The sequence below is a fragment of the Paenibacillus sp. FSL W7-1088 genome, assembly GCF_037969855.1.
GTDB lineage: Bacteria > Bacillota > Bacilli > Paenibacillales > Paenibacillaceae > Paenibacillus.
Genome location: NZ_CP150216.1, coordinates 505,341 through 524,813 on the forward strand (window position 1 = coordinate 505,341; position 19,473 = coordinate 524,813).

Consider the following 19,473-nt stretch of genomic DNA (forward strand, 5'->3'; position numbering starts at 1 on the left):
ATCTTCTTCTCATCCTACTTTCGATACTGACACTCGGGATGATTACCACAGTGGAGGACACGAAGAAACGAGCCCATCTGAAGTACCTGGAACAATACCGATTGAAATTCAATCCTGCAAAGGAGGATGCATCCGAATGACAGATCATCTGCAACCGGAAAATTGGCCTGCGTGGGCGACAGAATCGGTAGAGATTGTTGAGGCTAACCCCATGTGGAACCTACAGGCTCAGGAAGAGATTCGCCAGCTCAGAGAATTATTAAAGCAGCTCAATATTCATAAGTTTGAACATATCGGAAGCACGTCCATTCCGGGATTGCCCGCAAAGCCCATTATTGATTTGATGGGAGAGGTGCAGTCATGGGAGGACATGGACTTGATTGCCGATCAGCTGAATCCGGTCGACTGGAACTACGTTCCACCTGAACTGGATGGTCGGGAATATAGACGTTTCTGGGTCAGAGTGAAAGATGGCAAGAGGGCTGTACATCTTCATCTGATGCGCCCAGGCGAAGAACGTTGGGATCGCCAAATCCAGTTTCGGGATGTGCTAAGACAGCGGCCGGATCTGGTAGAGGTTTATGCGGCTTTGAAAGCTAAACTTGCTAATAAGAATAAGGATGACAGAGAAGCATATACCGCTGCCAAAACGGATTTTATTTTACAAGTGCTTGATGAAGGCATTTGATCCATGATGAAGGCGTTTTTCAAAGAGAGGCTGATTTATTTCTTCGCAGTGATCATAACCATGGCGGCAGGACTGGCGTCCAGACACTTTGGTGAACTTTTACCGGATTTTGTACGTGAGCATTTTGGTGATGCCTTGTGGGCAGCGATGATTTATTTTGGGGTACGGATGGTTTGGATTAATCGCAGCAAAGAGTTGGCGCTGATGGTGAGCCTGCTTTTTAGCTGGGCCGTCGAATGTTCGCAAATGATTCAGACTTCTTGGCTGAACGAAGTGCGTTCAACGGTGCTGGGTGCGCTTATTTTGGGACGTGGATTTCTGGTAATGGATCTGTTGAGGTATGGTGTCGGCATTCTGTGTGTGTATGGGATTGATCGTTATTTCCTAAGAAATAAGAAGGCTAGATGATGGGGAGGGACTTAAGTGAAGGTAGAGAAGCTTTTTACGGAATCACCTGAGTTTGAGACAGATCGCTTGGTACTGAGACGTCTTACGCTTAACGACCTCGATGATTATTTTATGTTTGCCTCCGATCCCAACGTGAGTCAGCAAAGTCTGTGGAACTGTCATGAAACGTTGGACGACTCCGTTCAATATATTCAAAGGGTGTTGGACAATTATGAGAAAAAGACGGTCTATATATGGGCCTTTATTCTGAAGGAAACGGGGAGGCTGATCGGGCGAGGTGGCATTTTTCATCTCAATGAATCCATGCAAAGTGCTGAACTGGGGTACGCGATTGCCAGCAGTTGCTGGGGCAAAGGCCTTGCGGCAGAAGCGATGCAGCCGATTGTTGCGTACTGTTTTCAGGAATTGGACTGCAATCGGCTGGAGGGGAAATGCAATGCAGGCAACATCGGCTCTGCACGAGTGATGGAGAAGCTGGGCATGTCATATGAAGGTTTGCTGCGTAAACAATTGAAGATTAAAGGTGTGTTTACAGATCAAAAATTGTACTCCCGTATCCGGGATGATCTATAATACTTCCAATGACATGCAGGATACATAGAAGAAATTGAAGGAGGCGGAACAATGATCTACAGTATTATTTCCCAAGCGGTATGGGAGCAGGTGTCCAAACAGAGCGTGTATGCACCGGATAGCCTGGAGACGGACGGTTTCATTCATTGTTCCACTAAAGAACAGATTCCATGGGTAGCGGCTCAATATTATCAAGGGCGTACGGATTTGTTATTGCTTGGCATTGATGAGAGGGCCTTGAAACCGGAACTGGTGTATGAGGACCTGTATGAGTTGAATGAACTATTTCCGCATATCTATGGTGAACTTAATTTGGATGCTGTACGGAAAGTCATTTCCTTTGAACCGAATGAGGACGGGACGTTTTCTTTTCCTGAATAAATACATTTTGTGAAGGGTTGTGGACGTGTGGATATGAATCAGGTATTTCTGGATACAGCCGAGAAGCAATTTTTGTATTACAAGCAGCTTGGGGAAAAGGCCATGGAGCAACTGGAATCCGAGCAGCTGTTTCAATCCTGGAATGAAGATGCCAACAGCATTGCGGTTATTGTGAAGCATCTATGGGGCAATATGCTGTCCCGTTGGACGGATGTGCTGACGACCGATGGAGAAAAGCCATGGCGTGAACGTGATGCGGAATTTGTGAATGATATTTCTACCCGGGAAGAGCTGCTCGCCAAATGGGAGGAAGGCTGGAACTGTCTGCTTGGAGCCATTCGTTCTTTTACACCGGAGCAACTGTCTCATATTATATATATTCGCAATGAAGGACATACCGTCATGGAAGCAATTATCCGGCAATTGGCGCATTACCCCTATCATGTGGGGCAGATTATCTATGCGGCCAAAATGCTCAAAGAAACCTCATGGAACAGTCTTTCCATTCCGAGAAATGGTTCGGATCAATATAATGGTGGCAAATTTGCCAAGCCGAAGGCACGAAAACATTTTACAGATGATGAATTACACATAGAAAAAGGTAAAGGTGAGGAACAGCAATGACACAGATCGCATTGATTCGCCATGGAAGCACGGCGTGGAATAAGGAAAAACGTTCACAGGGACAAACGGATAATCCGCTGGATCAGGAAGGAAGAGAACAGGCACTATTGCTTGCTGCAAGACTGAGTGAGGAAACGTGGGATGCCATCTATGCAAGCGACCTGGAGCGTGCAAGTGAGACGGCTCGCATCATTGGAGATCGTTTGGGAATACAGGAGATTCATTTGGACCCGAGGTTGCGTGAAATGGGCGGTGGGCAGGTGGAAGGTACGACCGAGGCTGAACGTGTAGCCAAATGGGGAGCAGATTGGAACACTCTGGATTTAGGCCGAGAGCTTGCGGATGCAGGTACAATTCGAGGCATTGCCGCGTTAGAAGATATTGTACGGCAGCATCCCAATGGAAAAGTGATTGTTGTCAGCCATGGCGCTATTCTCCGGAATACATTGCGAGGTCTGGTGCCTGAAATTGATGTGAGCGCAAAGCTGTCCAACACGTCGATCACCCGGATTTCTTGGGAAGCGGAGTCCTGGCAATGCGAGCTATACAATTGCAGCGCACATCTTGATTCCTACAAGGAGTTGTGATAGATAGAAGACGCAGAGCCCTTTCCCGCTGTTCATTCACTTATTTTGCAGGCTTTGGAGAAAAAAATGATCAAGGGATTATAAACTTGTGGACAAGGAGGGTGATAGCATGACTAAACTGCCATATTCATGGACTGAGGATGCGCTGTCTCCTCTGGGCGAAACAGGGGTTATGATCCGTTGTGGGGACACCATATCTGAAGCGGTGCACCAGAGGGTGATGTCGGTATGTGCTTTGCTGGAAAAGAGCCGGCTGCCGGGCATCTTGGAGTGGCTACCTTCATTTGCATCGGTCACACTGTTCTATGATCCATTGCTCTCCCCATACCACGAGGTATGCGGGATGCTGCTTCATGAGTTGAATAAGATGCAAGAGGTGACGCTAATTCAACCCAGAACGATCATTATTCCTGTATGTTATGGTGGTGAATTGGGTCCTGACCTGGAATACGTCGCTACTGAACATGGGCTTACGCCAGATGAGGTCATAGCTATTCACACATCCGGAGATTACCTGGTTCACATGATCGGATTTGCGCCGGGTTTTCCGTATCTGGGCGGATTAGCGGAGAAGATCGCTACGCCCAGACGCTCTACACCTCGGCTTCGGGTTGAAGCGGGAACGGTAGGCATTGGTGGAAAACAAACGGGAGTTTACCCGGTAACGACCCCAGGGGGATGGCAGTGCATCGGGCGTACGCCACTAGCGTTGTTTCGTCCGATGGAAAATCCGCCAAGTCTGCTGGCAGCTGGTGATCGGGTTCGTTTTGCATCGATATCTCATCAGGAGTATCTAGAACAAAAGGAGGGCGAACGATGAGTATTGAATTCATTCGTCCAGGATTGTTATCCACCGTTCAGGACGAAGGAAGAACTGGATTTCGCCGGTATGGAATTCATCCGGGCGGGGTTATGGATACCTTTGCGGCCAGAGCAGCCAATGCACTGGTTGGGAATTCCCGTAATGCAGCTGTGCTGGAGATGACGATGACGGGACCGGAGCTTCGTTTTCATGACAATCGACTGATCTCTCTATGTGGGGCGGATCTGACGGCAACTGTGGATGGCCTGCCTGTTCCGCTATGGCGTCCGGTCGTGCTGCTTGCTGGAAGTGTGCTGAGATTTGGGCGATGCCGTTCCGGTTTGCGGACTTATATGGCGATTGCTGGTGGAATCGCAGCACCTGAGATCATGGGCAGTCGAAGCACAGATCTTAAGACAGGTTTTGGTGGGTTTGAAGGACGTGCCTTAAAGGTGGGAGACAGGTTGTCTGCGGGAGAAGCTTCTCGGGAAGCGCAAGCGGCGTTGCATCGATTGAGTGTAGAAGCCGAAAAGAACAGCCGACGGATGCATGCACCTGCCTGGTATTTGTCCAGCAGGGAATGGCCCGCCTACCATGCTGAACCTGTTATTCGTGTCATGCCGGGCAAAGATATTGCAGCGTTTGATGAAGATAGCCTGGAACGATTCCATAAAGAACGATATGTGATCTCTCCCCAATCGGATCGAATGGGGTATCGCTTGGAAGGTGCGAAGCTGGAACTCGGTCAATCAATGGATCGGCTGTCTGAAGCCGTCACCTATGGCACAGTTCAGGTGCCAGCAGACGGTCAGCCCATCATATTGATGGCGGATCATCAGACCATTGGGGGTTATCCAGTGATTGCACAGGTGGCCCGGGTAGATTTGCCGATACTTGCACAGGCTAGGCCGGGTGCACGGGTTGCTTTTGAACGGATTACATATGAAGAAGCACAGCAGCTATTCCTGGAGCAGGAGTTGGAGTGGCGGCTAACCGATCAGCTGATTCGCAGGAGATTGGCAGAAATGGGGGACCATTAATGAACACGGTGGATATCAACTGTGACCTTGGTGAAAGTTACGGGGTGTACCGGATGGAGTCGGAGGAGTCGATTCTGCCGCTAATCACTTCAGCCAACATCGCTTGTGGGTTTCATGCGGGTGATCCGGCAACGATGCGACAAACGGTGCAGCAAGCATTGGAGCATCAGGTCGCTATAGGCGCCCATCCCGGTCTGCCGGATTTACAGGGTTTTGGCAGAAGACGTATGGACATTACACCCCGGGAAGCCTATGACATGGTAGTGTATCAAATGGGTGCGCTGAATGCTTTTGTCCGTTCATACGGAGGGCGCATGCATCATGTGAAACCTCATGGAGCCTTGTATAACATGGCTGCTGAAGATGATCGTCTCGCTGAGGGAATCGCCGAGGCGATCTATAAAGTACAACCGGAACTGTATCTCTATGGCCTGGCCGGCAGTGCAATGATACAGGCAGCAGATCGCATTGGACTGCGCAGTGTCAGTGAAGTTTTTGCAGATCGAACCTACGGACCGAATGGGGGATTGACCCCACGCAGTCATCCGGGGGCTGTCATTCAGCAGACGGAACAAGCTCTTGCTCAAGTGCTGCGTATGGTGAAAGAGGGCATTGTTGTGTCGACGGGAGGTACACCTGTATCCATAAAGGCAGAAACCATTTGCATCCACGGTGACGGAGCGCATGCCCTTGCATTTGCTCAAGAGATACGTACGTTGCTTGAATCTGAGGGAGTTAGGCTGTCTGCACCTGGAGATGCTGGATGATTGCTATAGTATCCGAGGGCCAGAGGTTGAAATATACGAGTTTGTAAGGAGTGAAAGTAGAGCATGAAACCGATACGTAATTCGGCGAAGGCTGTTATTGTACAGGATGGACGTTTGCTGGTGATCCGGTTGGAGGATCAATATGGGGACGCTTATGTTTTCCCCGGCGGAGGACAGGAGAAAGGCGAAGAACTCAAGGATGCCGTTGCGCGTGAATGTCTGGAGGAGATTGGACAGGCGGTGACGGTGGGAGAACTGCTGCATATCCGGGAGTATATCGGAAAAAACCATGAATTTGCAGAGTGGGATGCTGATGTCCACCAGGTTGAATTCTATTTTGAATGCAAGTTAGTTGACCCAAAAGCTACGATCTTTGAAGGCTCCAGTCCAGACGACCATCAGGTCGCTGTAGAATGGATTCCTATCGAAGAGCTGTCCAAGGTTCGCTTATATCCGAAAACCATTGGTGAGTTGCTGCAGAATAAGAATTCATTTCGCATTTATCTTGGAGATTTGAATTAAAACGGTCACGTTTACGAACAGGTTCATGGATTCACCATAGATGAGGTGGGTACACTATAAGTACAGGCTTATATATAAAATCTTAATATAAGCGGAACCAAGAGTTACACGGCAACGAAGTGGACAGAAGTCTAATTAAGCGAAGCATTTCTATCTAAACTTTGGCTTAGCATCTTAATTGGAAGAACTGTAGAAGTAGTGGAGGGGACGGAATCGATTCTGGAGAAGCGGTAGCGTTCGCCTTTATCCCCGAGATTTTATCCTATGAAATAGGATTTCAAAAAAAATCTGGGGATAACAGCGATCGAAAGAACGATCCGTACCCGTAACGGCTACCCACGCAGGTCGTCTGTCAGTGGAGTGCTTCAGTGTAATGATAGTTAGTTCAGCTTATATACCCCCAAATCGAAAGGAGCATTTCCCATGAACCAGACTGAACTGGAACAAAACATTGTAAAAGCATTGGAAAACAACCCTTTTTGCAGTTTCTCCACGGTGGAGAACGGTAAACCGAAATCCCGCTATATGGCGCTTTTCAACGATGGAATGAACATTCATCTGGCGACAAACCGCCGTACACACAAGGTAGAGGAGCTGGAGAATAATCCGAACGTCAGCCTTTTGTTAGGTTATGAAGCGGGCGGCTCCAAGGAAGTGGTCGAGATTGAAGGAACGTGCGAAGTGACGAAAAATGAAGGTTTGCGCGAACAGGTATGGAATGATGAACTAAAAGCTTGGTTTGACGGCCCGAACGATCCCAATTATGTCATTCTGGACATCACCCCAAATCGGATTGAATACACCGGCAAAGATCATGAGCATCAGGTGTGGGAGAAGTAATTTCGCATATTGAAAATCACCTTTTCTGAGTGGAGGCTGTGCCAACGATTCGGAAAAGATACAGCCAACCGTGAACGCCAGAAGGCTTCACGGTTTTTTGATATGAAAAGATTCAGCTAATATGGATATAGATGTAAGACACATGTAATATACGTTTTTGACAGCCTAAGTAAACTATTTTCATCCAAAAACATGCAAAAGATGTCGAAATCACGCATGTTATTGTAAACTGGGGCAGGTATGTGCGGATAACGTAAAAAATAATGCTTTTCAATGTCTGAACATTGCGTTATGATTTGGAATGTAAACGATACGCACAGATATGAATAGATGTTCATGTGAGATAAACTAACCTGGAATTCTGAACCTTAGGATCAGAAAATCAGTACGCACAACCCATGAGATCTTTCGCATTTCTGCGCTTATTCGTTTGCTCACTAATGCATGATTCAATGTACATAACCGGGAGGGGTTATTTTGAGAAAGAGTAAAAAAGTATTATCAAGCCTGACTGCCGCTTTGGTTGCATTAAACGTGCTTGCGGTATTTCCGGTACCTGTATCGGCTGCGGACGCAACCAAGGTTAAATTGCGGATCATGGAAACAACGGACATTCACGACAACCTGATTAACTATGATTACTATTCCGACAAAGAGACAGACCAGTATGGTCTGGCGAAGACAGCTACACTGATCAAAAAAGCCCGTGACGAAGCGAAGAACAGCCTGCTGTTCGACAACGGTGACCTGATCCAGGGTAACCCGCTCGGGGATTATGTAGCGAAGATTGATCCACTCAAAAAGGGTGAGACTCACCCCGTATATAAAGCGATGAACCTGCTCGATTATGATGCAGGAAACATCGGTAACCATGAGTTTAACTATGGTTTGGATTTCCTTGACATGACGCTGGAAGGTGCAAACTTCCCTTACATCAATGCCAACGTATATGTAGATGACGGTGACGACGATGAGACGAATGACAAGAACTATTTTACCCCGTATAAAATTCTAGACAAAAAAGTTACCGATGAGAGTGGCAAAGAGCACACCATCAAGGTGGGTGTCATCGGATTTGTACCACCACAAGTGATGCAGTGGGACAGCGCTAATCTGGAAGGCAAAGTCATTGCCAAAGACATTATCGCTACTGCGAAAAAATTCATTCCTAAAATGAAGGCTGAAGGTGCCGACATTATTGTGGCTATTCCTCACTCCGGTTTTGAAGATATTCCGCAAACGGATCTGATGGAAAACTCGGTATTGTATCTGAGCCAGGTTGAAGGCATTAATGCCATCCTGTTTGGACATGCCCATAAAGTATTCCCGAGCGCTGATTTTGCCGGTAAAAAAGGTGTAGACCTTGAAAAAGGTACAATCAATGGCGTTCCTGCTGTAGAGCCTGGTTTCTGGGGTGACCACCTTGGTATTATCGATTTGGATCTGGAACTGGTAGACGGTAAGTGGAAAGTGGCAGACTCCAAAGTGGAAGCACGCCCTATCTATGACACAGCCAACAAAAAAGCTCTGGTAGATGCTGATCAAGAGATCGTTGATGCTGTTCATGACGAACATGAAGGTACGCTTGAGTATGTGCGTGGCCCAGTCGGCGAAACGACAGCTCCAATCAACAGCTTCTTTGCACTGGTTCAGGATGATCCATCCATTCAGATCGTAACGAATGCACAGAAATGGTATGTTGAAAAACATATGCAAGGAACAGAATACGAAGATATTCCAGTCTTGTCTGCAGGAGCTCCGTTCAAAGCAGGCGGACGTTCAGGTGCTTCGTATTACACGAATATTCCTAAAGGCACCATTGCGATCAAAAACGTAGCTGACTTGTACGTGTATCCAAATACGGTACATGCCGTGTTGGTTAATGGCGCTGAGCTGAAAGAATGGTTGGAATGGTCTGCTGGCCAATTTAACCAGATCGACCCGGCAAAAGGCGGACAACAGCAGTTGGTTAATATGGACTTCCCAACGTATAACTTTGACGTTATCGATGGTGTTACGTACCAGATTGATGTAACTCAACCAGCGAAATACGATAGCAAAGCAACGATTGTGAATGCTTCGGCTAACCGGATTAAAGACCTGAGCTTCAATGGCAAACCAATTGATCCGGCACAAAAATTCATCGTGGCAACGAATAACTATCGTGCTTCTTCGTCCAAACTGGCTAACCCGGACGGTAAACGCATCGTCTTGGCTGCACCGGATGAGAATCGTCAAGTAATCATTGATTATATCCGTGAGAACAAAACGATTAACCCGGCAGCAGATGGCAACTGGTCGCTTGCGCCAATTAAGCCTTCTGCAGGTGTAACGGCAGCTGCACTTAACGATCTTGAAGTGGTGTTCGCGTCTTCCCCAGATGCCAAAGCATTGGTTGAAGCGAACCCGGCGATGTCCTTCATTGGGACAAACGATGATGGTTTTGCTGAGTATGGCTTGAAATTGACAGGAGAAGCAACAACGACTCCTGAAACAGGTACGGAGCCTGCTCCAACGCCTACGAAGCCAGACCCAACTCCAACTAAACCTACAACCAAGCCACAACCTGAGAAACCAACAGGCAGCAAAGTGGTATATGTAGTGAAAAAAGGAGATAACCTCTACCGCATCGGTTTGAAATACGGGGTGGACTGGCGTAAGTTGGTTTCCGCAAACAAAATTACAAATGTGCACAATCTTAAAGTTGGACAGAAAATCGTAATTCCCGCTTCTTAAGATGAATTAGCGGTAAATGAAGACCGACAGTCAGCAGACTGTCGGTCTTTTTCATGCTATGCTGATCCGTTAATGCATCAGTAACCGTCATAGTTGAAGTCATCAAAACAGTAGAGATAAATTTCAATACCCATGCTATAATATTTACAAACTTTGGGTATATACCAGTAAACATTAATGAGATAGAATCACAAACTGGCAAGGGGGTTCTACATGAATTGCAGTGGCTGCAGCCCAATTCATCCTATAGAGGATCAAGGTACCCTGTATTTGCGTCCCATCTCCCCCGCTTTGCTCGAAGCACTGCAAGTGCAGGGAAGATATGTCGAACATTCGGATGAACTCGTCTGGATGCATTTTTTGAATCTTGAATCTGCACAGCAATGTATTGAGGATATTCGGAAGATTGAAGCGACCCTGCCGGATAAGTTAACGGTTCAGGTCACTCAACTATATGGTCAGGCTGATGCGGATAGCTGGATCAGTCTCTCCATGCAGGAAGCTCGCCTCAAACATGCCGATCTGGTTTCCGTTATCCTGGAGCATCAATTTAGCAGTCATATGCAGCCGATCGTAGATGCATCGGAGCAGATCATCGGATTTGAGTTTTTACTTCGTCCTGCTGAACAGGGCAGATCGTTCAGTGCTTATGAATTATTTGAAGTTGCACGGGATACCGGATTGCATTCTTTTCTGGATCGGACAGCACGTATTGCTGCCATTGAGACGAGTGCCGTTCTTTTACCGCATGGTGTCAAACGTTTCGTGAATTTCCTTCCTTCTTCCATCTATAACCCCGAATTTTGCCTGACGCACACCTTTGAAGCGATTGAACGCCTTTCGCTAGACCCTAAGGATTTTGTGTTTGAAGTGGTGGAAACGGAACAGATTCAGCATATGTCCATTTTGCAGCGTATTTTTGAGGTGTATCGTTCTCATGGGATGTCGGTTGCCTTGGATGACGTGGGAGCCGGATTCTCGACGATCGAAGTAATGAATCGGCTGGAGCCGGATTTTGTCAAAATAGATCGGAGTCTCATTGATCATTGTGATCATGATCTAAACAAACAGCAGCAAATTATCGATATTGTTGAGAAGTCGCGTCGATTTGGCGGGCGAGTACTTGCTGAAGGCATTGAACGAATCGAGGAATTTGAATTCTGTCGATCCGTGGGTATTGATTTGGCACAAGGATATTATTTTGGTAAGCCAACCGCATATCCGCCACAAGGTCCTTACGGAAAAACCTCTGCGTGAATGTAATAAAATATGGATGTACCCACAAGTCACTTCGCATGATCGGAGTGGCTTGTTTGACATGCCATGGAATTTTTTCAATCAAATAAATACGCTCATTCAGCCGATATATAGGATAGGCCTTTAGATTAGATCGGCGTCTATATGACACCTTATTTAATCAGGTAAAGAGGTCCTACATAAAAAAAGAAAAAGGGCAGATTTATATTTGGAGGGGGAGAAGCAAGATGGGTAACATTCGGGGGAACGAGCAAGAAAAGGCAACAACCAAGCCGGTCAAAGCAAAAGACAATAAAACGAAAAAGAAAAACAAAAAGAAAAAAGGCTTCGTCTGGAGTATAAGGAACAAATTATTGGTATCCTTCCTGGCTGTTCTGCTCTTGCCGAGTCTAACCATTGGGATCGTTACGCTGGTTATCGCTGATGATACAGTGGAAGACCAACTGATGGACAGTGCCAAACAAAGTGTAGACACAACGAATTCAATCATTGGCACACATGTGGATGCGAAGATTCATGATATCAATTATTTTGCCAGTCTGATTGTGACTGACATGATAAAAGGGCAAAATGAAAGCCCTGAGCTTGAGCTGAAATTGAAGCAGTATCTTGGATTGCATCCGGATGCTTTAAATATCTTTGTGGGAACCAAAGAGGGAGTCATGGTCCGAGGTAAGGAGTCTGCGGGAAGCTCACAAGGGTCCGCTTATGATCCCCGGGAACGAGAATGGTATAAGCTTGCGATGGAGAAGCCAGGTGCTCCAGTAGTTTCACCTGTATCCAAGAACACGGACGGCATTGCTGTTGTCTTTGTCTCCAAAACGCTTGATGATCAATCGGGTGTCGTTGGTTTGTCCATGGATCTAACAAAGCTGCGAGAACAGGCATCCATTAAGGTTGGCAAAGAAGGGTATGTCATTATAATGGATGCGGACAAAAATTATATTGTATCTCCAGTCGCGGATGCTGGTACAAAAGAACAAACAACAGCGCTGGATCCAATGTTTGAGAGCAAGGAAGGCGAATTCAGTTATATCTATAATGATGATCCAAAGACCATGATTTTCTCTACTAATGAGGAAACCGGGTGGAAGATTGGCGGTACAATGTTCAGAAGTGAAGTATTAAATGCAAGTAAAGACATTCGGATGGCTACCCTGTTGGTCATTCTGACGGCAACCTTCTTAACGCTGATATTTATTATCTGGTTTACACGTTCGATGCTACGTCCGATTAAACGTCTGCAGGAATCCGCTAGAGCAGTGAGCAAAGGCGACCTTACGGTAAAATTGGACACAGGGCGCAAAGATGAGGTAGGCGATCTGGCGAAATACTTTGAACGGATGGTCGACAATCTGCGCATGATGATTCTGGGTGTGCAGGAAACGGCAGAGCAGGTGTCTGCCTCCTCGCAGGAATTGTCCGCTAGTGCGGATCAAACTACCAAGGCCATTGAGCATTCAACGATGGCGATTCAGGAACTTGCCGAGGGTGCGGAGCAGCAAGTGAAGAGTGTAACCGATGGATCAGGACAAATGAGGCAAATCGCGGAAGATGTTCGCATGATGTCTGAGCGTGTGCAATCCATTACAACGAATATGCGACATACATCTGGAGCGGCCTATTCAGGCAACGAGGCAGCAGGTCAGGCAGTTGAGCAGATGAATAGCATTCAGGAAACGGTGGAACAGCTCGCGACGGTGGTTCAGTCACTGAATGCACGGTCCGTTGAGATCGGCAGCATGGTAGATGTGATTGCCACAATCTCGAAACAGACCAATCTGCTGGCACTGAACGCTTCCATTGAAGCGGCAAGAGCGGGTGATGCTGGCCGTGGCTTCGCAGTCGTAGCGGGTGAGGTGCGGAAGCTTGCAGAGGAATCGGGAAGCTCGGCTGCGCAGATCGGTGAACTCGTTCATAATATTCGTCAGGATATGGATGCTGCTCTGAACGCTATGAATGCAGCCCAGACTCGGGTTGGAGACGGAATTCAGGCCGTGAATACGTCTGGACAATCCTTTGCACAGATTCGGGAGGCTGTAGAGGATGCTGTTCATACGCTGGACAATTTGTCCGAAACAACGAAACAGTTGGAGAGTGGTGCTTCCCACGTTGCCAAAGCAATGAACGATATATCGACCGTGACCCAAGAATCTGCTGCGAATACGGAATCCGTCTCGGCATCTTCTCAGGAACAGCTGGCATCTGTGGAGGAGATCGCTTCGTCTTCAGCACATCTGAACAGTATGGCGGAGCAACTGCAAGGATTGTTGGGTATGTTCAAAATGGTGGAGGACACGCCGAAGGATAAGGACAATTCTAACCATTAGACGATATCTTTTACCGCAGTTTCTATAGAGATAGAAGGAAATAAAGATAGACATTTCTCCTGAAGCCCTGTATAACTATAGCGTCTGGTTTATCCGCAAGAATTGCGGTGTAATCATATCGCACAGGCCATTCTCATATCATGCTCCAAAACATGATGAATATAGCGGAACAGGAGGCTTTATGACATATGTAGCAATTTTGATTTTTGTCCTGACCATCACATTGGTTATCTGGCAACCACGCGGATTGGGTATTGGCTGGTCCGCCATGGGCGGGGCTTTGCTGGCGTTGATGTGTGGTGTCGTCAGTCTGAACGATGCCTCTGATGTGGCATCCATTGTATGGAATGCAACGCTCGCTTTTGTCGGTATTATTATGATTTCATTAATACTCGATGAGACAGGTTTTTTCGAATGGGCAGCTCTTCATATGGCAAGATTGGCGGGAGGAAATGGACGCAGGCTGTTTATCTATTCCATTTTGCTCGGGGCGGCGGTATCAGCTCTCTTCGCCAATGATGGTGCAGCGCTCATTCTTACCCCGATTGTGCTTGCGATGGTACGTGCATTGAAGTTCGATGAGCGCATGGTGCTTGCCTTTGTTATGGCCAGTGGATTTATCGCGGATACAACGTCGTTGCCGCTGGTCGTCAGCAACCTGGTGAATATCGTATCTGCGGATTATTTCGGTATTACATTTGTGGAGTATGCGGTGCGGATGATTGTGCCTAATCTCTTTTCCATCTTGGCGAGTACGGGGATGTTGTTCTTGTTTTATCGTAAAAACATCCCGCTCCGCTACGATATCTCTGCAGCACGTGATCCACGGGAAGCCATTCGTGATCCGCGGATGTTTCGCATCGCCTGGTTTATGCTGGTGCTGCTGCTCGTGGCCTATGCTTCCAGTGAGTTTTTGCCGATCCCCGTATCGGTTATCGTCGGTGCAGTAGCTCTTTTGTTTGCCATATTGGCGAGAAAGAGCGAAGCCGTGGACCTGAAACGCGTAATCAAGGAGGCCCCATGGTCCATTGTCGTGTTCTCGGTCGGTATGTACATCGTGGTGTATGGGCTGCGTAATGCCGGATTAACCGATCACCTGAGCCGCTGGCTTGATGCCATCGCAGACCATGGTCTGCTGGCTGCCTCAATGGGAATGGGCATGATCGCAGCAATATTGTCATCTGTAATGAACAACTTGCCTACCGTGTTAATTAACGCACTCGCGATTCAGGGTGCACACACCGATGGCATTGTGCGTGAGGCCTTGATCTATGCCAATGTGATTGGTTCGGATCTGGGTCCCAAAATGACCCCGATCGGTTCACTTGCCACATTACTGTGGCTGCATGTGCTGTCCCGCAAAGGTGTGAAGATTACATGGGGATATTATTTCAAGGCAGGCATCATCTTAACCATTCCTACCCTATTAATTACCTTGGCCGGATTAGCGTTATGGCTATGGATATTGGGTTAGTAAAATCGCATTTTACATTAACAATCATCAAATGATCCAATATATTGTAAAAAGCTGCTCTCACACGCTGGTGTTACCTACTAGCTATGAGGCAGTTTTTTTGTTTCTTCTATAGAAGAAACAAATTCTCTTTCTTCATTATGCATTTACACTAAGGCCAGCCTTCTATAGACTGGCCTTCTTTTTGCCATCCCCCAGGCTGAGGATTAAAATGCCTGGGACCCCACCAGCGGTGACACAGCGCAGGGAACGGAAAGATTGTGTAAAAGCGAAGCGTATTCTATGTAAGAATTTTAATTGTAAGAAAAGATCAAAATGATCATTTGTTCTTGATGGGTAGATTGAGTAGATAAAAAAACTGAACGTAGTGGAGGGGACGGAATCGATTCTGAAGAAGCGGCAGCGTTCGCCTTTGTCTCCGAGTTTTAACATTATACATATCAGATCAAAAAAAATTGGAGACAACAGCGATCGGAAGAACGATCCGTAACCGGAACGGCCACTCGAAAGTATTAGCGACTTATTCATTATGTGATGAAAAACTGGACACAATACGGATTGAAACAACGTCCGTTCACGAAGCGGTCACTTCAGCGCAATTTGTCTCAGGTAAATTTCAATCCACAGTAAACATTTTTAACATTGCGTTTACAAAACATTGATTTTGAGATGACATAACGAAACTACAATGAATAAAGAGTTGATGGTGAACAAAAATAAAAGCCAAATCACCGTCACTAAATTGGGGGAGGAAAACAAAACATGTTTAAAAAGTTGCCGTTCATTTTGATGACCTTAACGTTCGTACTGGTTCTCGCAGCATGCGGATCGAAAAATGACGCTGGTACAGAGGGAAGCAATAATTCCACAGGAGAAACTGCTACTGAACTTAGCGGTAACATTCTGGCTGTTGGTTCAACAGCACTGCAACCTCTGGTAGAGCAAGCTGGACAAAAATTTATGGCAGTTGATGAATATAAGAACGTAACAGTACAAGTGCAAGGCGGCGGTAGTGGTACTGGTTTGACACAAGTATCCGACGGACAAGCTACAATCGGTAACTCTGACGTATTTGCAGAAGAGAAAATCGATGACGCAGCAAAAGTAAGCGAATTGAAAGATCACCAAGTGGCTGTTGTAGCCATCGCTCCAGTAAGCAACAAAGATGCGGGTGTACAAGATTTGACGAAGCAACAACTGATCGACATTTTCTCTGGTAAAATCACAAACTGGAAAGATGTTGGCGGTAAAGATCAAGCTATCGTTATCGTAAACCGTCCTAGCAGCTCCGGTACTCGTGCAACATTCGAGAACTTTGCACTGGGAACAAAAGTTGAAGATATCCAAGGTTCTATTCAGGAAGATTCCTCCGGTACAGTTAAAAAGCTCGTAGCTGAAACGCCAGGCGCAATTGGTTATCTGGCTCTGTCCTACCTGGATGACAGCCTGCAAGTTTTGAAATACGAAGGTGTAGAAGCAACAGTTGAGAACGTAGAAGCAGGAACTTATCCGGTATGGGCTTACGAGCACATGTACACTAAAGGTGACCCGGATGCAGCAACAAAAGCATTCCTTGACTACATCTTGAGTGACGAAATTCAACAGAAAGATGTGACGGAGCTTGGTTACATCCCAGTATCCGGCATGAAAGTAAAACGTGACGCTGCAGGCACTGTGACTCAATAATCTTTGAACTTGCGCATACAGCGAGAGAGGCGGACCCAGGTCCTGCCTCTTTGCGCGGTTTGCTCTGGAATAATCCCATATTTATGAATTCTACTATAGAAGGATGGTTGTTATGGAACAGACCGAAGGGGGAACGGTAATGAACAACAAGTTGAAACCGCGCCGGCCCTTGAGAGAGAAGCATTATTGGGAAGAGTGGACGGGACGGATCTATACGTCGATTTGTGTCGTTTTCCTGATCGTTGTCATGTTTTCCATCGTTTATTTTGTAGCGTCCAAAGGCTTGTCGACCTTTTTCCAGGATGGCGTAAGTTTGCGCGAATTTATATCCGGAAAAACGTGGAACCCAACGGGGGAACCTGCTGCCTATGGAGCGTTGCCGTTCATTACCGGTTCATTCATAACAACATTGCTTGCAGCTCTGATTGCAAGTCCGCTTAGCTTGTGCGCAGCGCTCTTCATGACCGAGATTGTACCAGGTAAAGGTAAAAAGATATTGCAACCTGCGATTGAATTGCTGTCCGGTATCCCTTCCGTTGTGTACGGGTTTATCGGTCTCAGTGTGATCGTTCCATTGTTGCGCAGCATGTTTGGCGGAGCCGGCGTCGGGATTGCAGCCGGATGTTTGGTTCTGTCTGTTATGATTCTGCCTACCGTAACTAGCATTATGGCAGATGCATTGTCTGCACTGCCGAAAGGTCTGCGTGAATCATCCTATGCGCTGGGGGCAACTCGCTGGCAAACGATCTACCGTGTCATTATCCCAACGGTTCTTCCAGCTTTGCTGACAGGGATTGTACTGGGCATGGCACGCGCATTTGGTGAAGCTCTGGCCGTACAGATGGTCATCGGGAATGCCCCGCATGTACCGACATCATTGCTCGAATCGGCTTCAACATTAACGAGTGTAATCACCCTGAGTATGGGTAACACCACGATGGGATCTGTTCATAATAATGCACTGTGGAGTATGGCGCTTGTCCTGCTGGTGATGACCTTTGTCTTCGTCATTCTGGTTCGCCTGCTTGAAAGGAGGAACCGGGTATGAAAATGAAGGCTAAAACGGTAGATAAAGTTGCCACTTCCATTATCGTTGTTCTGGCCCTGTTCATTGTTGTTCTCTTGCTCGGTTTGCTTGGCTTCATTCTGGTACGTGGGATTGGGCAGATTAACTGGCACTTCCTGACCAGTGCACCACAGCTGCTCAAAGGTGGTGGCGGGATTGGACCGCAATTATTCAACTCGATCTTCCTGCTTGTTCTGACCTTGATTATTACGATTCCGCTCGGATGGGGCGGCGGTATTTATATGGCTGAGTACGCCAAGCCAGGCCGGATCACAAGCTTTATTCGACTGGTTGTCGAAGTGTTATCCTCGTTCCCGTCTATCGTTATTGGTTTGTTCGGACTCTTGTTGATTGTTAATACATTTGGTCTCGGATTCTCCCTTCTATCGGGTGCTATGGCCTTGGCAATATTCAATCTTCCACTCATGGTGCGGACAACGGAGCAGGCGTTCCGGGCCGTTCCGAAAGAGCAGAAGGAAGCGGGTCTTGCACTCGGATTGTCCAAATGGAAAATTATTACCTCCATTCTGCTGCCTGTGGCATTGCCAAGCTTAATCACGGGTACGATCCTGGCATCAGGACGGATCTTCGGTGAAGCAGCAGCCCTGATGTTCACAGCAGGTATGAGTAGTCCGCCGCTGGACTTCACGGACTGGAATCCAACAAGTCCAAGGTCTCCGATCAATCCATTGCGTCCGGCAGAGACGCTGGCCGTGCACATCTGGAAAGTAAACAGTGAAGGCATTGGCCCGGATTCCAAAGAAATAGCAGCTGGCGCTTCAGCCGTGCTTGTACTTCTCGTACTGGCGTTCAATCTCAGTGCACGCTGGATCGGTCGGGTGGTTTACCGCCGCATGACAGCTTCGAAATAAGGAGGAACCAACATGGCCATACCTTTTGGTACGGAACAGTTAAGCATATATTATGGGCATTTTCAGGCCGTTAAACAGATCAGCCTGACGTTTCCCGAAGCCAGTGTAACGGCACTCATTGGACCATCCGGCTGTGGTAAATCCACGTTCCTGCGGTCGCTCAACCGGATGAATGACGAGATTGCCGGTTCCCGCACGGAGGGACATATCTGGATGGATGGCAATGATCTGAATGAGCCAGGCACAGATGTAATCAAACTTCGCCAGAAGATTGGCATGGTGTGGCAGAAGCCGAATCCTTTTCACAAGTCCATTTACAATAATATCGCGTTTGGCCCCCGCTACCGCGGTATCAAGAGCAAGAAGGCATTGGATGAAATTGTGGAAAAAAGCTTGCGCCGCGCTGCGCTCTGGGACGAAGTGAAGGACAGACTGAATGAATCTGCCCTGGCCCTTTCGGGTGGACAACAGCAGCGGCTTTGTATCGCGCGCGCGTTGTCGGTTGATCCACAGATATTGCTGCTCGATGAGCCGGCATCTGCGCTTGACCCGGTATCTACGGGTAAAGTGGAGGAGTTGATCTCGGAGCTCAAGAAGGATCTTCGGATCGTAATTGTTACCCATAATATGCAGCAAGCGGCACGCATCTCGGATTATACGGCTTATTTTTATCTGGGAAGCATGGTTGAGCACGGAGATACGGAGCATATTTTCACCAATCCGGACAATCGTCTGACTCAGGAATATATTATGGGACGTTTCGGTTAACTGTTATATTGGATGGAGTATGAGATAGAGATAGTTTTATAGAGATACAAGG

Annotated in this window: 19 protein-coding genes; all 19 read left to right on the top strand. The window is 47.2% G+C overall.

What is annotated here, in order from left to right; genetic code table 11:
* The first annotated feature begins 136 nt into the window (after positions 1–136).
* The 19 genes from MKY42_RS02425 to pstB all read left to right on the top strand — a co-directional run bounded on the left by MKY42_RS02425 (position 137) and on the right by pstB (position 19,421).
* Positions 137–688 carry a GrpB family protein gene (locus tag MKY42_RS02425; RefSeq protein ID WP_179261978.1) on the top strand — a complete coding sequence of 184 codons (552 nt, stop codon included), beginning with the start codon at positions 137–139 and terminating at the stop codon, positions 686–688.
* Between the two features lie 3 nt (positions 689–691).
* Positions 692–1,096 (top strand): DUF2809 domain-containing protein, encoded by a 405-nt coding sequence (locus MKY42_RS02430; protein WP_090904129.1) that lies wholly within the window; start codon positions 692–694, stop codon positions 1,094–1,096.
* 15 nt (positions 1,097–1,111) lie between these two features.
* The gene (locus MKY42_RS02435; RefSeq protein ID WP_090904130.1) at positions 1,112–1,669 is read left to right on the top strand and encodes a GNAT family N-acetyltransferase; all 558 of its coding nucleotides are present in this window, start codon (positions 1,112–1,114) and stop codon (positions 1,667–1,669) included.
* Positions 1,670–1,720: 51 nt separating this feature from the next.
* On the top strand, positions 1,721–2,050 hold the full coding sequence (locus tag MKY42_RS02440) for a DUF952 domain-containing protein (protein ID WP_090904131.1): 330 nt from the start codon (positions 1,721–1,723) through the stop codon (positions 2,048–2,050).
* 33 nt (positions 2,051–2,083) lie between these two features.
* Positions 2,084–2,674 carry a DUF1572 family protein gene (locus tag MKY42_RS02445; RefSeq protein ID WP_306459226.1) on the top strand — a complete coding sequence of 197 codons (591 nt, stop codon included), beginning with the start codon at positions 2,084–2,086 and terminating at the stop codon, positions 2,672–2,674.
* Positions 2,671–3,261, top strand: coding sequence for a histidine phosphatase family protein (locus MKY42_RS02450; RefSeq protein ID WP_090904133.1), 591 nt, complete (start codon positions 2,671–2,673; stop codon positions 3,259–3,261). Before MKY42_RS02445 ends, MKY42_RS02450 begins: the two co-directional genes overlap by 4 nt.
* Before the next feature lie 109 nt (positions 3,262–3,370).
* The gene (gene pxpB / locus MKY42_RS02455) at positions 3,371–4,081 is read left to right on the top strand and encodes a 5-oxoprolinase subunit PxpB (RefSeq protein WP_339848318.1); all 711 of its coding nucleotides are present in this window, start codon (positions 3,371–3,373) and stop codon (positions 4,079–4,081) included.
* The gene (locus MKY42_RS02460) at positions 4,078–5,103 is read left to right on the top strand and encodes a biotin-dependent carboxyltransferase family protein (protein ID WP_339848320.1); all 1,026 of its coding nucleotides are present in this window, start codon (positions 4,078–4,080) and stop codon (positions 5,101–5,103) included. The genes pxpB and MKY42_RS02460 overlap by 4 nt, the downstream gene beginning before the upstream one ends.
* The gene (locus tag MKY42_RS02465; RefSeq protein ID WP_339848322.1) at positions 5,103–5,870 is read left to right on the top strand and encodes a 5-oxoprolinase subunit PxpA; all 768 of its coding nucleotides are present in this window, start codon (positions 5,103–5,105) and stop codon (positions 5,868–5,870) included. Before MKY42_RS02460 ends, MKY42_RS02465 begins: the two co-directional genes overlap by 1 nt.
* Positions 5,871–5,933: 63 nt before the next feature.
* Complete coding sequence (locus MKY42_RS02470; RefSeq protein WP_339848324.1) at positions 5,934–6,392, top strand: NUDIX domain-containing protein; 459 nt, start codon at positions 5,934–5,936, stop codon at positions 6,390–6,392.
* Positions 6,393–6,815: 423 nt separating this feature from the next.
* A complete protein-coding gene (locus tag MKY42_RS02475) occupies positions 6,816–7,232 on the top strand; it encodes a pyridoxamine 5'-phosphate oxidase family protein (RefSeq protein ID WP_024632241.1) in 417 nt (138 codons plus the stop codon).
* A 477-nt stretch (positions 7,233–7,709) separates the two neighbouring features.
* Entirely contained in the window at positions 7,710–9,968 is a 2,259-nt protein-coding gene (locus tag MKY42_RS02480; protein ID WP_090904138.1) for a bifunctional 2',3'-cyclic-nucleotide 2'-phosphodiesterase/3'-nucleotidase, read from the top strand.
* A 213-nt stretch (positions 9,969–10,181) separates the two neighbouring features.
* The gene (locus tag MKY42_RS02485; RefSeq protein WP_339848327.1) at positions 10,182–11,225 is read left to right on the top strand and encodes an EAL domain-containing protein; all 1,044 of its coding nucleotides are present in this window, start codon (positions 10,182–10,184) and stop codon (positions 11,223–11,225) included.
* Between the two features lie 227 nt (positions 11,226–11,452).
* Positions 11,453–13,555 (top strand): methyl-accepting chemotaxis protein, encoded by a 2,103-nt coding sequence (locus MKY42_RS02490; protein WP_339848329.1) that lies wholly within the window; start codon positions 11,453–11,455, stop codon positions 13,553–13,555.
* Between the two features lie 181 nt (positions 13,556–13,736).
* A complete protein-coding gene (locus MKY42_RS02495; protein WP_339848331.1) occupies positions 13,737–15,029 on the top strand; it encodes an arsenic transporter in 1,293 nt (430 codons plus the stop codon).
* Positions 15,030–15,791: 762 nt separating this feature from the next.
* Positions 15,792–16,715 (top strand): phosphate ABC transporter substrate-binding protein, encoded by a 924-nt coding sequence (locus MKY42_RS02500; protein WP_090904142.1) that lies wholly within the window; start codon positions 15,792–15,794, stop codon positions 16,713–16,715.
* Positions 16,716–16,854: 139 nt separating this feature from the next.
* Positions 16,855–17,763, top strand: coding sequence for a phosphate ABC transporter permease subunit PstC (gene pstC, locus MKY42_RS02505; protein WP_090904348.1), 909 nt, complete (start codon positions 16,855–16,857; stop codon positions 17,761–17,763).
* Positions 17,764–17,765: 2 nt separating this feature from the next.
* Positions 17,766–18,653, top strand: a complete 888-nt coding sequence (pstA, locus tag MKY42_RS02510) for a phosphate ABC transporter permease PstA (protein WP_090904349.1) — start codon at positions 17,766–17,768, stop codon at positions 18,651–18,653.
* Positions 18,654–18,665: 12 nt separating this feature from the next.
* The gene (pstB, locus tag MKY42_RS02515) at positions 18,666–19,421 is read left to right on the top strand and encodes a phosphate ABC transporter ATP-binding protein PstB (protein WP_090904143.1); all 756 of its coding nucleotides are present in this window, start codon (positions 18,666–18,668) and stop codon (positions 19,419–19,421) included.
* The last annotated feature ends 52 nt before the right edge of the window (positions 19,422–19,473 follow it).

Bases quoted from the DNA above. Each gene is read 5' to 3' on its own strand.
- MKY42_RS02425 (WP_179261978.1), top strand. From the start codon at position 137: ATGACAGATCATCTGCAACCGGAAAATTGGCCTGCGTGGGCGACAGAA.
- MKY42_RS02430 (WP_090904129.1), top strand. From the start codon at position 692: ATGATGAAGGCGTTTTTCAAAGAGAGGCTGATTTATTTCTTCGCAGTG.
- MKY42_RS02440 (WP_090904131.1), top strand. From the start codon at position 1,721: ATGATCTACAGTATTATTTCCCAAGCGGTATGGGAGCAGGTGTCCAAA.
- MKY42_RS02445 (WP_306459226.1), top strand. From the start codon at position 2,084: ATGAATCAGGTATTTCTGGATACAGCCGAGAAGCAATTTTTGTATTAC.
- MKY42_RS02450 (WP_090904133.1), top strand. From the start codon at position 2,671: ATGACACAGATCGCATTGATTCGCCATGGAAGCACGGCGTGGAATAAG.
- pxpB (WP_339848318.1), top strand. From the start codon at position 3,371: ATGACTAAACTGCCATATTCATGGACTGAGGATGCGCTGTCTCCTCTG.
- MKY42_RS02460 (WP_339848320.1), top strand. From the start codon at position 4,078: ATGAGTATTGAATTCATTCGTCCAGGATTGTTATCCACCGTTCAGGAC.
- MKY42_RS02465 (WP_339848322.1), top strand. From the start codon at position 5,103: ATGAACACGGTGGATATCAACTGTGACCTTGGTGAAAGTTACGGGGTG.
- MKY42_RS02470 (WP_339848324.1), top strand. From the start codon at position 5,934: ATGAAACCGATACGTAATTCGGCGAAGGCTGTTATTGTACAGGATGGA.
- MKY42_RS02475 (WP_024632241.1), top strand. From the start codon at position 6,816: ATGAACCAGACTGAACTGGAACAAAACATTGTAAAAGCATTGGAAAAC.
- MKY42_RS02485 (WP_339848327.1), top strand. From the start codon at position 10,182: ATGAATTGCAGTGGCTGCAGCCCAATTCATCCTATAGAGGATCAAGGT.
- MKY42_RS02490 (WP_339848329.1), top strand. From the start codon at position 11,453: ATGGGTAACATTCGGGGGAACGAGCAAGAAAAGGCAACAACCAAGCCG.
- MKY42_RS02495 (WP_339848331.1), top strand. From the start codon at position 13,737: ATGACATATGTAGCAATTTTGATTTTTGTCCTGACCATCACATTGGTT.
- MKY42_RS02500 (WP_090904142.1), top strand. From the start codon at position 15,792: ATGTTTAAAAAGTTGCCGTTCATTTTGATGACCTTAACGTTCGTACTG.
- pstC (WP_090904348.1), top strand. From the start codon at position 16,855: ATGAACAACAAGTTGAAACCGCGCCGGCCCTTGAGAGAGAAGCATTAT.
- pstA (WP_090904349.1), top strand. From the start codon at position 17,766: ATGAAGGCTAAAACGGTAGATAAAGTTGCCACTTCCATTATCGTTGTT.
- pstB (WP_090904143.1), top strand. From the start codon at position 18,666: ATGGCCATACCTTTTGGTACGGAACAGTTAAGCATATATTATGGGCAT.